The sequence below is a fragment of the Amycolatopsis sp. NPDC041971 genome, from assembly GCF_055588925.1.
In genome coordinates this window covers 185715-200016 of sequence record NZ_JBVJCE010000007.1, presented here as the reverse complement: position 1 = coordinate 200016, position 14302 = coordinate 185715, and the positions used below count along the sequence as shown (strand labels likewise).

At 68.5% G+C, this 14302-nt stretch carries 15 protein-coding genes; 10 read left to right on the top strand and 5 right to left on the bottom strand.

Annotated features, from left to right (window positions below):
- Position 1 precedes the first annotated feature (1 nt).
- Both ACZ6DT_RS16850 and ACZ6DT_RS16845 read right to left on the bottom strand, forming a co-directional pair.
- Positions 2 to 730, bottom strand: a complete 729-nt coding sequence (locus ACZ6DT_RS16850; protein ID WP_465595298.1) for a phosphatidylserine decarboxylase — start codon at positions 728 to 730, stop codon at positions 2 to 4.
- A gap of 474 nt (positions 731 to 1204) precedes the next feature.
- Positions 1205 to 1486: a GlsB/YeaQ/YmgE family stress response membrane protein gene (locus tag ACZ6DT_RS16845; protein WP_465595295.1), complete on the bottom strand. Its 282-nt coding sequence runs from the start codon at positions 1484 to 1486 to the stop codon at positions 1205 to 1207.
- A 174-nt stretch (positions 1487 to 1660) separates the two neighbouring features.
- Between ACZ6DT_RS16845 and ACZ6DT_RS16840 the strand changes: the two genes are divergently transcribed.
- Positions 1661 to 2224, top strand: coding sequence for an ArsR/SmtB family transcription factor (locus ACZ6DT_RS16840; protein ID WP_465595292.1), 564 nt, complete (start codon positions 1661 to 1663; stop codon positions 2222 to 2224).
- On the top strand, positions 2221 to 3465 hold the full coding sequence (locus ACZ6DT_RS16835; protein ID WP_465595289.1) for an MFS transporter: 1245 nt from the start codon (positions 2221 to 2223) through the stop codon (positions 3463 to 3465). The genes ACZ6DT_RS16840 and ACZ6DT_RS16835 overlap by 4 nt, the downstream gene beginning before the upstream one ends.
- 14 nt (positions 3466 to 3479) lie before the next feature.
- Here the strand turns inward: ACZ6DT_RS16835 and moeA are convergent, their stop codons facing one another.
- Positions 3480 to 4682, bottom strand: a complete 1203-nt coding sequence (gene moeA, locus ACZ6DT_RS16830) for a molybdopterin molybdotransferase MoeA (RefSeq protein ID WP_465595286.1) — start codon at positions 4680 to 4682, stop codon at positions 3480 to 3482.
- Between the two features lie 74 nt (positions 4683 to 4756).
- On the opposite strand from moeA, the gene ACZ6DT_RS16825 reads away from it, so the two are divergent.
- The 5 genes from ACZ6DT_RS16825 to groL all read left to right on the top strand — a co-directional run bounded on the left by ACZ6DT_RS16825 (position 4757) and on the right by groL (position 9757).
- Positions 4757 to 5434, top strand: coding sequence for a TIGR00266 family protein (locus tag ACZ6DT_RS16825; RefSeq protein ID WP_465595283.1), 678 nt, complete (start codon positions 4757 to 4759; stop codon positions 5432 to 5434).
- A 4-nt stretch (positions 5435 to 5438) separates the two neighbouring features.
- A complete protein-coding gene (locus ACZ6DT_RS16820) occupies positions 5439 to 6062 on the top strand; it encodes an AIM24 family protein (RefSeq protein ID WP_465595280.1) in 624 nt (207 codons plus the stop codon).
- 114 nt (positions 6063 to 6176) lie between these two features.
- Positions 6177 to 6383: a cold-shock protein gene (locus ACZ6DT_RS16815; RefSeq protein ID WP_005164266.1), complete on the top strand. Its 207-nt coding sequence runs from the start codon at positions 6177 to 6179 to the stop codon at positions 6381 to 6383.
- A gap of 56 nt (positions 6384 to 6439) precedes the next feature.
- Positions 6440 to 7879 carry a serine/threonine-protein kinase gene (locus tag ACZ6DT_RS16810; RefSeq protein WP_465595277.1) on the top strand — a complete coding sequence of 480 codons (1440 nt, stop codon included), beginning with the start codon at positions 6440 to 6442 and terminating at the stop codon, positions 7877 to 7879.
- Between the two features lie 249 nt (positions 7880 to 8128).
- Positions 8129 to 9757, top strand: a complete 1629-nt coding sequence (gene groL / locus ACZ6DT_RS16805) for a chaperonin GroEL (protein WP_465595274.1) — start codon at positions 8129 to 8131, stop codon at positions 9755 to 9757.
- Between the two features lie 212 nt (positions 9758 to 9969).
- Here the strand turns inward: groL and ACZ6DT_RS16800 are convergent, their stop codons facing one another.
- Positions 9970 to 11667, bottom strand: a complete 1698-nt coding sequence (locus tag ACZ6DT_RS16800) for a hypothetical protein (RefSeq protein WP_465595271.1) — start codon at positions 11665 to 11667, stop codon at positions 9970 to 9972.
- 204 nt (positions 11668 to 11871) lie between these two features.
- On the bottom strand, positions 11872 to 12084 hold the full coding sequence (locus ACZ6DT_RS16795; protein WP_396563200.1) for a PspC domain-containing protein: 213 nt from the start codon (positions 12082 to 12084) through the stop codon (positions 11872 to 11874).
- Between the two features lie 129 nt (positions 12085 to 12213).
- Here ACZ6DT_RS16795 and ACZ6DT_RS16790 point away from each other — a divergent pair, with 129 nt between their 5' ends.
- The 3 genes from ACZ6DT_RS16790 (at position 12214) to ACZ6DT_RS16780 (ending at position 14201) form a co-directional block, all read left to right on the top strand.
- Complete coding sequence (locus ACZ6DT_RS16790) at positions 12214 to 12984, top strand: nucleotidyltransferase domain-containing protein (protein WP_465595268.1); 771 nt, start codon at positions 12214 to 12216, stop codon at positions 12982 to 12984.
- Positions 12984 to 13778 carry a transporter substrate-binding domain-containing protein gene (locus tag ACZ6DT_RS16785; RefSeq protein WP_465595265.1) on the top strand — a complete coding sequence of 265 codons (795 nt, stop codon included), beginning with the start codon at positions 12984 to 12986 and terminating at the stop codon, positions 13776 to 13778. The genes ACZ6DT_RS16790 and ACZ6DT_RS16785 overlap by 1 nt, the downstream gene beginning before the upstream one ends.
- A 78-nt stretch (positions 13779 to 13856) precedes the next feature.
- Entirely contained in the window at positions 13857 to 14201 is a 345-nt protein-coding gene (locus tag ACZ6DT_RS16780) for a hypothetical protein (protein ID WP_465595264.1), read from the top strand.
- Positions 14202 to 14302: the final 101 nt, after the last annotated feature.

The window sequence follows — 14302 nt, the reverse complement described above, 5'->3', positions numbered from 1 at the left end:
ATCAGCCTTCCGGGTGCGGCGCCGTGGGCAGCTCGGCGATCGGGGTCTCGCCACCGATCGTGCGCTGGCCCTTCGAGACGAGGACCTTGCTGCCCGGCGGCAGGTACAGGTCGACTCGCGAGCCGAAGCGGATGATGCCGTACGTCGTACCGACGCCGACCTTGTCACCCTCACGGATCTCACAGAGGATGCGCCGCGCCACCAGCCCGGCGATCTGCACCACGACGAGCTCGTGACCGTCTTCGGTGCGCATGAGCACGGAGTTGCGCTCGTTGTCGTCGCTCGCCTTGTCCAGGTCCGCGGACAGGAACTTCCCGGGCCGGTAGGCGACCCGTTCGATCACGCCCGACGCCGGGATCCGCTGGACGTGCACGTCGAACACCGAGAGGAACACGCTCACGCGCATCCGCGGTTCGGCGGGCAGCCCCAGCTCGGGCGGCGGCACGGCCTCCTCGATCAACGAGACCAGGCCGTCCGCCGACGCGACCGCGAGGCCGGACTGTGCGGGCGGAACGCGCTTGGGCTCACGGAAGAACGCGGCCGTCGCGGCCGTCGCGAGCGCGCCGAGGACGCCGAGAGACTTGGAGAACTTCCGCAGCACCAGCGTCGCGGCGAGACCGCCGAACACGAACGGCCTGCCGGCCGGGTGCATCGGCGGAACGGTCTCGCGGGCCAGCTTCACGGCGTGCGTGAGTGGGTTTCCAGTGGATTCCGGCCGGTTGCCGCTCATTGGTCGGGTTCACCGCAGTTCGTGTCGGGGGGTTGGGTATGAAGAGCCACCACGCTACCGCCCTGTCCGGGGCCGGGCCGTGCCTCCCCCGGAAGGATTCCCCGGCGTGGGTGGGAGGCACCACATCCTGGTAACGGTCGGTGGAAAAGCGCGATAACTCTAGGTAATTGAAGCCGATCGCCGACCTGGAGGACCCGCGAATGCCCGCCAGTCCGGACCCCGTAGGCGAGCGACTCGCCGAGCTGTTCCGAGCCTGGAAGCGGGACATTTCGGCAGTGCCGATGCCCTCGCTCATCGACCCCGTCCGCGCCGCCTCGGTCATCGCCGAGGCACGCGCGTCCGGATGCATATGCCCCCCGACGGCATATGCACCCGGCCGCGGCCGCTGGAACTGAGCGAGCCTCCCACTTTAGTTCGCCGGACGCCCGTGATCACCCGTCGCGAGAAAACCGTTACCAACGGTCACTCCTTTGATCATCGGCGATGGGAGTCGCTCCGCCTGGAGCCGCGAATCAGCCGCAGCAGAGCGAGCAGCACGATCGAACCGAGAATGGCGACGCCGAAGCTGGGGAAGTCGAACTCGAAGCTCCGCTCGGTGCCCGTCGCGAGCCGGTAGACGAAACCGCCCAATGCCGCCCCGAGCACCCCGATCAGGATGCTGAACAGGCAGCCGCCGCGCCGGTCCGGACCGCCCACCACGACGTTGGCCAGCCATCCGGCGAGGGCGCCGAACACGATCCACGAGAAGAAACCCATGCCGTCGAGGTTACGCGCGGTCGCCGCTCGCGCCCCTGGCTCTGCGGTCCGTGAAGGCCTCCTTGAGGGACCCAGAGTCCCTCAAGGAGGCCTTCACGGACCGGCCATCCGACGCGACCAATAGAGCACAAGAGAACTTGTGCAAGGAGTCTTGTGCAACTACTGTTGTGCGTTATGGCCGACCGTGAAGTACACGAAGTCCACGATTCGAAAGTGCTCGCCGCGATGTCGCATCCGTTGCGGCGCCGCCTGCTCGACGTCCTGCGCCTCGACGGCCCGTGCACGGCCTCCGTGCTAGCCGAGCGGACCGGGCAGGCGGTCGGGAACGTCAGTCATCACCTGAAGGTGCTCGCCGCCAGTGAGCTGGTCGAAGAAGCGCCGGAACTCGCCCGCGACCGGCGCGAGCGCTGGTGGCGCCGCGTGGGTTACGCGGTCTCCTGGTCGCCGTCGGACTTCCCCGACGATCCGGTCGCGGCCGCCGCCGAATCCCTCGCCCTCGAACGCCAGGTTTCCATGGCGCGCCAGTGGTTCGCCGAACGCGAGACCTATCCCGAGGAGTGGCATCGCGCCGCCTTCGCCACCGACAGCTGGGCGAAGATGTCGGTCGCCGAACTGGCCGAACTCGAACAGAAGGTCCTCGAGCTGATCAAGTCCTACAGCGACCGTGAGATCCCGGACGACGGCCAGGAACGCCGTCCCGTCTTCATCGCCACCCGCGCCGTCCCGGCCCGCCCGTGACCACCCGCGAACGCGGCGGATTGCTGCGCTCACGCGATTTCCGGCTGCTGTGGACCGGCGAGACGACCAGCGTGCTCGGCAGTTCCATCGCCGTCGTCGCACTGCCGCTCGTCGCGGTGGTCACGCTCCAGGCGAGCACGTTCGCGGTCGGGCTGCTGACCGCGGTCGCCTGGCTGCCGTGGCTGCTGATCGGCCTGCCCGCGGGCGCCTGGGTCGACAGACGGCCGAAACGCCCGATCATGCTGACCTGCAACACCGTCTCCATGCTCGTGTTCCTGAGCGTCCCGGTCGCCGCCTGGTTCGGATTGCTCACGATGACCCAATTGCTCGTCGTCGCTTTGGCGGGCGGCGTCGCGAAGGTGTTCTTCAGCGTCGCGTACCGCGCATACCTGCCTTCGCTGGTCGAGAAGAAGGATCTCCAGGAAGCCAACGAAAAGTTGCAGGGGAGCGAGTCCGTCGCGCAGATCGGCGGACCCGGTCTCGCCGGTCTGCTGGCGCAGGGTTTCGGCGCCGTCGCCGGGGTGCTCGCCGACGCCGTCAGTTTCGGGATCTCCGCGCTGTGCCTGCGATCCATCCGCTACCGCGAGCCCGAGCGTCCGGCGAAGGAACGTTCGCGGCTACGGGACGAGATCCGCGAGGGCCTCGATTTCGTGGTCCGCGACCGGTACTTGCGGGTGTTCGCGGTCTTCGGCGCGATTTCGAACGTGGCCCTCATGGGTTACCAGTCGATCGAGGTGGTCTTCCTCGTCCGCGATCTCGGTGTGGGGGCGGGCACCGCCGGGCTCGTGCTCGCGCTCGTCGGCGCGGGCGGCGTCGCCGGTGCCGCGCTGTCGGGCAAGCTCGCCGCGCGGATCGGCACCGCGCGCGCGTTCGTCCTCTGTGAGGCCTTCGGGGCGCTGATGATGTTGCTGGGACCGCTCGCCCAAGGCGGGTGGGGGCTCGCGTTCTTCGTCGCCGCCGGGTTCGCGCTCAGCGCCGGGGTGGTCGGCTCGAACGTCCTCAACGCCACCTTCAAGCAGCGGTACGTCCCGGCGTCGATGTTCGGCCGGGTCACCGCGAGCATGTCCGTGCTCAGCTTCGGCGCGATCGCGCTCGGCGGCCTGCTCGGCGGGATCCTCGGCGAGACCGCCGGTGTGCGGCAGACGCTGGCCCTGATGGCCGGGCTCGAGGTCGTCGCCGTCTTCGCCCTGCTGTTCACGCCGATCGGCCGATGCCGTGACTTCCCGGCGGATCGCGTTTAGCGGGCTGAACGCGATCAGAGCAGCAGGACGTCCACCTCGTCACCCTGCTCGACCGAGTCCACGTCCTCCGGCAGGACGATCAGGCAGTTCGCCTGCGTGAACGACGCCAGCAGATGCGACCCCGGCCCGCCGCGCGGCCCGACGACCCCGGTGACCTCGCCTTCGGAATGCGTGTAGAAACCCCGCCGGAACTGACGCCGTCCGGCGGGGGAGGTCATCGCCTCGGTCAGCCGGGCTCGCACCCTCTGCCTGTCGACGCCCGCGTGCCCCATCGCCGCGAGCAATGCCGGCCGCAGGAACGCTTCGAAGGAGACGAGCACGCTCACCGGGTTGCCCGGCAACGTCACCACCGGCACGCCGTTCCACCGTCCGCAGCCCTGCGGCCCGCCCGGTTGCATCGCGACCTTCCGGAACTCCACGCCCTGCCCGGTCAGCGCGTCCTTGACCACTTCGTACGCCCCCGCGCTGACCCCGCCCGAGGTCACCAGCAGATCCGCCTCCGCCAGCCGCGGCTCGATCACCGCGCGGAACTCGTCCACGTCGTCGACGACACTGCGCACGACCTCGGCCTCGCAGCCCAGCGCGCGGATCGCGGACGCCAGCATGATGCTGTTCGACTCGTAGATCTGCCCGTGCCGTAAGGGTTCCGGCGCGTCGACGAGTTCGGTCCCGGTGGATACGACGAGCACCTTCAACGGCCTGAACACGGGAACCTCGGCGAGCCCGACGGCCGCCGCGAGGCCCAGTTGCGCCGGGCCGAGCACGGTTCCGGCCGAAAGCGCCACGGCGCCCTCGACGACGTCTTCACCCCGGCGCCGGATGTGCGCGCCCGGGACGGCCGTCCTGAGAATCCGGACGTCCGTCACGCCACCGTCGGTGTGTTCCACCATCACCACCGCGTCGGCGCCGGGCGGCAGCGGGGCGCCGGTCATGATCCGGTGCGCGGTGCCCGGCTCCAACTTCGTGATGTCGACGCGGCCGGCGGGGATGTCCTCGGCGACCGGCAGGGTCACCGGTGCCTCCGCGACGGCGGTGATATCGGCCGCGCGGACGGCGTAACCGTCCATCGCCGAGTTGTCGAAAGGCGGCAGCGAAACCCCCGCACGCACGTCTTCGGCGAGGACGAGCCCGGCGGCAGAGGCGAGCGGAAGGCGGATGACAGGGGCGGTTCCGAGCAGGCCGGTGACGGTCTCACGGTGGGCGTCGACGGAGATCACGCCGACCATCCTCCTCGGTCGGAGGTCGCATGCAAGACTCTGCGCGTCACAACGACCACCGGGGAGAAGAAGACATGCAGGTTCAGATCCGTCACCAGCCATCGTTCGCGGTGGCGAGGCTCATGCTCGCACCGGGGGAACCGGCGCAGGTCGAGTCGGGCGCGATGATGGCGACGAGCTACGGCGTGCAGGTCCAGTCGCAGGCGCAGGGCGGCATCATGAAGGGGCTCGGCCGCGCCTTCCTCTCCGGCGAGTCCTTCTTCATCTCCACCTACACCGCCCCGCAGAACGGCGGCTGGGTCGACGTCGCCGCGAACCTGCCGGGCGACATGCAGATCATCAACCTCGACGGCCGCACCGGCTGGTGCGTCACCCGCGGCTCGTGGCTCGCGTCGTCGCACAGCGTGCAGACCGAGACCAAATGGGGCGGGCTCAAGAACCTCGTCGGCGGCGAGGGCGGCTTCCTGACCCACGCGACGGGACAGGGCCCGCTGGTCGTGGCCTGCTACGGCGCGCTGGAAACGGTCACCCTGCAGCAGGGCGAGGTGATCACCATCGACACCGGGCACGTCGTCGCGTTCGCCGACACCCTGCAGTATCAGATCCGCAAGGTCGCCACCGGCGTCATCCAGTCGATGAAGAGCGGTGAAGGCCTCGTCTTCGACTTCGCCGGTCCGGGCCAGCTGCTCACCCAGACCCGCAACCCGTCGGCGCTGTCCGCCTGGGTGATCGCCCAGGTCCCCTCCCGCTGAGCGCATGCGGGTCCAGACGAGGCACACCCCGAACTTCGGGGTCGCACGCGTGCTGCTGTCCCCCGGCGAGGCCGTCCAGGCCGCCGGGGACACCATGCTGGCCAGCAGTTTCGGCATCACCGAAACCGTTCCCGCCCGCGGTGGTTCACGGGCGGGCAAGGCCGCGCCTTCGGTGTTCAACGCGCCGGAGGGCGGCGGGTGGATCGACTTCGCGCCGCTGACCGCCGGTGACGTCTACCCGCTGGAGTTCACCGGCGGGGCGGGCTGGTGCGTGAGCCGGGAGGCGATCCTCGCCAGGCCCGCTACCGTCCGGCTCGATCCCGGCTGGGCGCCGTTGCGGAAACTCTTCGGGGCCGACTCCGGTTTCCTGGAGCACTACAGCGGAACCGGTCCGCTCGTGCTGGCCGCGCAAGGCCCGGTCGACGCCTTCGAGCTCACCGCGGGCGAACTCGTCACCGTGCGGCCGGACTTCCTGCTCGCCTACCCGGACACCGTGCAGTGCCGTCTCCGCGCGGTCGATCAGTCCGGCCCGCAGTCCGTCCGCACCGGCGAAGGGCTCGCGCTGGACTTCGCCGGACCAGGACGCGTCCTGGTGCAAGCGCGCAATAGGCGGCTTTCTCGCGGATGACCTTAAGACGAATTGAGCATTGCCGACGCCGGTGATTCGGGTAGCGTGAACCGCACTCGAAACCGCCGGTCGGGGCAGAGAAGGCCGGCGGATCCTGTGCTGAGGGAGTGCGCCGTGGCAGTCGGCACCGTCAAATGGTTCAACTCGGAAAAGGGCTACGGATTCATCGAATCCACCGAAGGGCCCGACGTCTTCGTCCACTACTCGGCCATTCAGGCCGACGGATTCCGGACGCTCGACGAGGGTGATCGCGTGGAATTCGAAGTCCAGTCCGGGCGTGACGGGCGGAGTCAGGCGGCGGACGTGCGCAAGGTCTCTTAAAGAGACTTCGGCCGACCCCCGGCGGCCTCCGGAGCTGGCGCGTTACGCTTCGCTGCGTGACAGGCGATGAGTCGGGGGACCTGACCGGTCGCCGGCTGGGCAACTACCGCATCGACGGTGTGCTCGGCAAGGGCGGCATGAGCGTGACCTACAAGGCCACGGACGTGCGGCTCGGACGCAAGGTGGCACTGAAGGTCATCGGTGATCACCTCGGGGCCGACGCCGAGTTCCGCGAACGCTTCGTCGACGAGGCGCGGAACACGTCCGCGATCGACCATGCCAACGTCGTGCCCTTGTACGACTTCGGCGAGCTCGAAGGCATGCTCTACATCGCCATGCGGATGGTCGACGGCGGGGACCTCGCCGGGCTGATCTCCGGCGGCCCGATCGCGCCCGCCCGCGCGCTGACCATGCTCGACCAGGTCGCCGACGCGCTCGACACCCTGCACAACCGGGGTCTCGTGCACCTCGACGTCAAACCGGCCAACGTCCTGGTCACCAGCAAGGAGACCTCGCGCGAGCACGTCTACGTCGCCGACTTCGGCCTGACCCGCCGCGGCGCCACCGGGCACCGCACCCGGGGCGGCGACTTCCTCGGCTCGCCCACGTACGCGGCCCCCGAGCACCTTCGTGGCGAGCCGCTCGACGGCCGCACCGACCAGTACGCGCTCACCTGTGTCCTCTACGCCTGCCTGACCGGCAGCCCGCCCTTCAAGGGCGACGTGCAGACGGTCATCAAGGGGCATCTGAACGGGGAGCCCCCCGCCATCTCGCGGATCGTCGGCCTGCCCGCCGGGATCGACGAGGTCGTCCGGAAGGGAATGGCGAAGAATCCCGCCGATCGCTACCCCAACTGTGTTGAGATGATCGCGGCCGCCAGGCGCGCGCTCGGCCCGCTCGCGACTTCGAACGAGCCGCCCGGCCCGCCCGGGGCCGCGGCGCCGGTCCAGCAGTCCGCACCGCAGCAGGCGCCACGGCAGAACACGCCGCCACAGGGAGAGGGGGGCCCCGTGCACCCGTACGGAGGACAGCAGCCCGGCTACGGCCAGCAGGGACCGGGACCGCAGGGCCCGCCCCAGCAGGGTCCCCCGCCCGGCTATGGCCCGCCGCAGCAGCAGGGTGGTTTCCAGCAGGGCGGGTACCAGCAGGGCCCGCCGCCCGGTTACGGTCCGCCGCAGCAGCAGGGCGGTTTCCAGCAGGGTGGTTTCCAACAGGGCCCGCCTCCTGGCTACGGTCCGCCGCAGCAGCAGGGCGGTTTCCAGCAGCAGCCCAAGAAGGGCGGCGGCGCCAAGTGGATCTGGATCGTCGTCGGCGCCCTCGTGGTCGCGGGCGCGATCGTCGCGGCGATCTTCATCTTCAGTGATTCGAGCAGCGGCAACGGACCGCAGACCACCGCGCCGAACATCCCGGTCGGCCCCGGCGGCTCGCAGTCGCAGGCTCCCGGATCGTCGCCGAAGCCGCCGCCGTCGTCGATCTCCATCAAGCCGAGCAGCTGAATACCGCCGCGCTGACCTGCGGTTCTTGCACTCGACCCTGGAGAGTGCTAAAAACGACATTGGCACTCGACGCCGTCGAGTGCCAGGCAGAGCGGTCATCGATCGCTCGCCTGAAGGTCGGGACGGTGAGGCCGCACCCTTGAGTGGGTGGGTCGTCCGTCGCGGGCACCGAGCCTGGCCGAGGAAAGAGTCCTGCCGCCGCGCTGTCTAGGCGTGCGGCGGCGCCCAATATCGGAGGACCACACCGAAATGGCCAAACTGATCGCGTTCGACGAGGACGCCCGCCGCGGTCTCGAGCGTGGCTTGAACATCCTCGCCGATGCCGTCAAGGTGACCCTCGGCCCGCGGGGCCGCAACGTCGTGCTCGAAAAGAAGTGGGGCGCGCCGACGATCACCAACGACGGTGTCTCCATCGCCAAGGAGATCGAGCTCGAAGACCCGTGGGAGAAGATCGGGGCCGAGCTCGTCAAGGAAGTTGCCAAGAAGACCGACGACGTCGCGGGTGACGGCACCACCACCGCCACCGTGCTCGCCCAGGCTCTCGTTCGCGAGGGTCTGCGCAACGTCGCCGCCGGGGCCGACCCCATCAGCCTGAAGCGCGGCATCGAGGCGGCCGTCGAGGCCATCACCGAGCAGCTGCACAAGATGGCCGTCCAGATCGAGACCAAGGAGCAGATCGCTGCTACCGCCTCGATCTCGGCCGCTGACCGCACCATCGGCGAGCTCATCGCCGAGGCGCTGGACAAGGTCGGCAAGGAAGGCGTCGTCACCGTCGAGGAGAGCAACACCTTCGGGCTCGAGCTCGAGCTCACCGAGGGTATGCGCTTCGACAAGGGCTACATCTCCGGTTACTTCGTGACCGACCCGGAGCGTCAGGAAGCCGAACTCGAGGACCCGTACGTTCTCCTCTTCGGTTCCAAGATCTCCACCGTCAAGGACGTGCTGCCGCTGCTGGAGAAGGTCATCCAGTCCGGCAAGCCGCTGCTGATCATCGCCGAAGACGTCGAGGGCGAGGCTCTGGCCACCCTGATCGTCAACAAGATGCGCGGCACCTTCAAGTCCGTCGCCGTCAAGGCCCCGGGCTTCGGTGACCGCCGCAAGGCGATCCTGCAGGACATCGCGATCCTGACCGGTGGCCAGGTCATCTCCGAGGACGTCGGCCTCAAGCTGGAGAACGCGGACCTTTCCCTGCTGGGCAAGGCTCGCAAGGCCGTCATCACCAAGGACGAGACCACCATCGTCGAGGGTGCGGGCGACGCCGACCAGATCCAGGGTCGCGTCAACCAGATCCGCGCCGAGATCGAGAACTCGGACTCGGACTACGACCGCGAGAAGCTCCAGGAGCGGCTGGCGAAGCTGGCCGGCGGCGTGGCCGTCATCAAGGCCGGTGCCGCCACCGAGGTCGAGCTGAAGGAGCGCAAGCACCGCATCGAGGATGCGGTGCGCAACGCCAAGGCCGCCGTCGAAGAGGGCATCGTCGCCGGTGGTGGCGTCGCTCTCATCCAGGCCGCCGAGGCCGCCTTCGCCGGTCTGAAGCTCGAGGGCGACGAGGCCACTGGTGCCAACATCGTCAAGGTCGCCGTCGAGGCGCCGCTCAAGCAGATCGCCATCAACGCCGGCCTCGAAGGTGGCGTCGTGGCGGAGAAGGTCAAGGGCCTCCCGACGGGTCACGGCCTGAACGCCGCCACCGGTGTCTACGAGGACCTGCTCGCCGCCGGCGTGCCGGACCCCACGAAGGTCACCCGCTCCGCGCTGCAGAACGCCGCTTCCATCGCGGCGCTGTTCCTGACCACCGAAGCCGTCGTGGCGGACAAGCCGGAGAAGGCCTCGGCCGCTCCCGCCGACCCGTCCGGTGGCATGGGCGGCATGGACTTCTGAGTTCGAGCCCGTAACACCGGAAAGCCCGGACGCGCCTCGCGCGTCCGGGCTTTTCCTTTGCCCGGTGCTCGGGTGGAAGTACATGAAGGCCCCCTTCCTGTACCTAGGCGCAAGGAAGGGGTCCTTCATGTACTGGGGACCTGTACCGGCGGGTTCGCGTGATCCGGCGGACGGCACGCCCGTCACAGAAATCGTCGCCGAGGGGCGTGGGTCTACCGCTGCCCGTCCACTACGTACTTGCCGCCTTGCTGCCGGCGGTCCTTCTCGTACGGGTCGACGGAGTTCGGCTCCGACGGTTTCCTCGGCTCGAGGCCCGTCCGGTCGGTTTTGCCCGCCTCCCCGGCCGCGCCTTCCGTTTCCACCGTCTCGGGATCGGGGTCGATCTTGCCCCGGTCCTTGTTGGCGCTTTCCCAGGCGGCGAACAGCTTCTTGAGATCGTCCGAAAGCTCGCCGTCCGTTTTCGCGTAGGCTTCGGCCGCCTTCCTGAGCTGCTCACCGGCGAGGAGGAATCGAGCACAGCTCGTCCTCATGAACTGTTCGACGGCGTCGCGGATCTCCAAGGTCGTGTCGTCGCCCGTGCACGTCTGCGCGTCACGGCCAGCGAGGTGCCGGTCGGCGACATCGGCCGCGGCGAGGATCCGCAATTGTGCCGAATAGGCGCCGGCCGCTTCGAAGCAGGTTTGCGCCACCCTCAAGAGGAAGTGGACCTCGACCCTGATCCCCTTGTACTTCGCGCGGTCGGTCTGGTTCGGCAGCGTGTTCGCGGTGAGATCGTAGAGCTCGAGGTTGTAGCTGTGCACCCCCGCGATCGCCTTTTGCAGAGCCAGCACGTCCCCGCCGAAGTCGTCTTCGAGGCCGCTCAACGCGTTGTGTTCGTCTTGGATCGAGGTGGTGAGCTTCTGCAGGATGTCCTGGAGGGACATGGCGTCCTGCTCGACAGTGTGGCTCTTGAGGGCTCCGCCGACGAAGCCGACCAAGGTGAGGACGGCGCCGACCGGGCCGAGGACCTTCCCGCCCGCCTCGTTGACGGTGTCCACGACCTTGCTGAGCTTCGCCCCCGCGGACAGCAGATTGCTCACGATCCCGTGGATCGCTTGTGCCCGATCGAGCTTCTCCAGGATCGCGTCCGCGGTGGAGATCGTGAGGGTGACCTTTTCGTCCAGTTTCTTGGTGGCCCAGTTGAGCCGTTTGATGAGGTTGAGCCGGGTCACCTGGATCGTCGTGGCGCGCGTGGAGTACAGGGTGGACAGGCTGGCGAGGATGAGCGCCTGGTTCAGGATGGTCGGCGCGATCGAGGCGAAGAACCCGGCTCTGAAGGCCTTGGCGGCGAGTCCGGTCCACTCGATGAACCATTCCTCGTTCTCACTGGTCGTACCGTCCAGCCACTCGACGTTCCGGACGACCTCGCCCTGCCCGAGCAGTTCGGTCACCCGCCCGTTCTTGTCCTGGAAGCCGAGGTTGCCCGCGACGTTCAGGAACGTGTTGTGGGCGGTCTCCAGTTTCGTGAGATCGGGCCCTTCCAGCTGCGGGACGAACTTGGCGACCTCCTGCCGCCGGTTCCAGGCCAGCCGCTCGATCTGGGCCAGGTTCCGTTCGACATGGCACTCGACGTACTTCTGGGTCTGCGGATTCCAGCCCTGGCAATGGACGTCCTTGTAATGGCCGAGCATGCCGTCCATGACCCAGGTCAGGTATCCGCAGAAGTCGTCGGCACCCGAAAGGTGGCCGTACGATTCGGCTGGCCACTGCCAGGCCCAGGGCTCCGCCGAGCACGGGACGGCGGTCGAGAGATGCGTCATGGCGTCGACGGCGTCTTCCATCCAGCGCTTGGTGAGCGCCTTGTGGAAGTCGTCCAGCGCGCCGTCGAGCATCCTCTTGTACTCGCTGAGGGTCAGATACTTGCCGGCCATGGAGGCCCCCGCTTCCCACTCCCTGTGACAAAGTCATGGGGAGTGTAACGGCGCACGCGTGCTCGCGTGGCCGAACTCCCGGAAAAGCGAAAAGCCCGGACATCCCCATGTCCGGGCCCTCCACCTCGTCCCCCTCGCCCCCTACCGGATCGCGTTTAGCGGGCTGAACGCGCCGCGCCCCCTGCGCACGGCGTCCGTCCTCGCTCAGGACTCGCCGGGCTGCTCCGGAGTCAGTAGCCACGCGGCGGCGTAGACCGGAATCGCGAATCCGGCGGTGAAGAAGACGCTCGCCACGAGGGCGATACGCAAGATCGCGGCGTCGACGCCGAGGTAGGCGGCCCAGCCGCCGGCGACGCCCGCGAGCATCTTGTCGGTACGGCTGCGGTGGAGCTTCTTGGTGGCCACGCTGTTCGTCATGGCTTAATGTTCGCCTCGGGACGACCCCCGGCACATCGGGGAACGGCCCCGACCCGACCCTGGAATCCGACCCTGAGGGGCGCGAAAACCGGATGCGCCCGGAGCGTCCGTGCGAGTACGACTTGTCCGGTGAAACACGACAGCCCCGAATTCGCCGCCATCGCCGAGCAGGGCACGATCCTGCGCTGCCAGGTCGGGTCCGGGCTGCACGGCACCGCCGTGCTCGGCCAGGACGACCGGGACGAGCTCGGCATCTGCGTCGAGCCGCCGGACCACGTGATCGGCCTGAAGCGGTTCGAGCAGTACATCTTCCGCACGCAGCCCGAAGGCGTCCGGTCCGGTCCCGGCGACCTGGACCTGATCGTCTACTCGCTACGCAAGTGGCTGCGCCTGGCGGTCAACGGGAACCCGACCGTCCTGCTGCCGTTGTTCGTGCCCGAGAACGAGATCGTGCGCATCGACGAGCTCGGTGCCGAGCTGCGCGAGAACGCGCACCGGATCATCTCGCGCCGCGCTGGCCTGCGGTTCCTCGGCTACTCCCGTGCCCAGCGCGAGCGGATGCTGGGACAGCGGGGCAAAGCGGGGCGGCCGGAGCTGATCGAGAAGTACGGCTTCGACACGAAGTTCGCCATGCACATGGTGCGCCTCGGCGTGCAGGGCGTGGAGCTGCTGGAGACCGGGCGGATCACGCTGCCGGTCCCCGAACCGTGGCTGAGCTGGCTCCGTGATCTGAGGCAGGGCAAGAAAACCCGCGAGGAAGCATTGGAGGCGGCCGAGTCCCTCGAACACCGTCTCGACGAGCTTGTGCGGGTAGCGTCGCCGTTGCCGGAGGAGCCGGCCACCGGCTGGGTCGACGATTGGCTGGTGCGGTCCTACCTCAGGGCGTGGAAGATGCCTTGATGACGATCAAGGCGAAAGCGCTCATCTTCGGGGTCGCGGTGCTGACCGTGCTGGGAATCGGCACGGCCGGCGCCGCACCCGAAGGCCATGGCGCGCAAAGCAGGCTCGACGTCGTGCAGGCCCGCGGCGAGCTCCGAGTGTGTTCGACGGGGGACTATCGCCCGTTCACCTATCGCGACGCCGCGGGCGCGTGGAGCGGGATCGACATCGACCTCGCGGGCGACCTTTCCCGCCGGCTCGGCGTCCGGCCGCACCTGGTCCAGACCACGTGGAAGGCGATCGCTGACGACGTCGGGCGGAAATGCGACCTGGCGATGGGTGGCGTGTCGGTGACCTTGGACCGCGCGAAGAAAGGTTTCTACACCGTTCCCTATCTTCGTGACGGCAAGACGCCGATCACCTTGTGCGAAAACGAAAAGCGGTTCCAGACCGTGGAGCAGATCGATCAGCCGGGCGTTCGCGTCGTCGTGAACCCGGGCGGCACCAACGAACAGTTCGCCGACGCGAACCTCAAGCGCGCGACCATCGTGCGGCATCCGGACAACAACACGATCTTCGCCGAGATCCTGGCGGGCCGCGCGGATCTGATGATCACCGACGCGACCGAAACCCGTTGGCAGGCGAAGCAGAATCCGCGGCTGTGCGCGGTGCATCCCGACCGGCCGTTCACCTTCTCGGAGAAGGCGTACCTGATGCCGCGCGACGCGGTGTTCAAGGAGTGGGCCGACCAGTGGCTGCACCTCGCGTTGAACGACGGCACCTACGCGCGTATCGCGGAACCCTGGCTCGGCTGAAGCCGGTTGAACCATTTCCGTTACCCATCCGTATCCCTGGATGTGGGCTGGGAGGAATCAGACCGGAGGAAGACGCCGATGAGGAACAGCGCCGGGAAACACCGCAAGCGTGCGACGATCGGCATCGCGTCCGTGCTCGGGGTGGCCGTCATCGTCGCGGTGATGTTCGTGGTCGGCACTCCGAACGGGCGAGCCGCGGAAAGCTGTCAGGGGTTGGACAGCGCGCTCCGGAACAACCTCGATTTCATCGCGGCCCAGCAGGCGGATCCGGACACCGTTTCCGCGGCGCGGTTCGCGAACCGGCAGGCCGTCGTCGACCTCATCCGGCAGCGCCGCGAGGCCGCGGGTTGTACCGAAGAGGTGCGGGCGGACGGTGGCGCACCCGCCGCGTCCAGCGGCGAGTTCCCGGTGGGAAAGTCCTGATCCGCCGGGCCGCCATCGAGCGGGTCGGCTGAGGCACCCGCACCGGAACGGGGAAGACGCGGACGGATCCGGTGCGGAGGCGGCGCGAGTCCTCCTGGTCC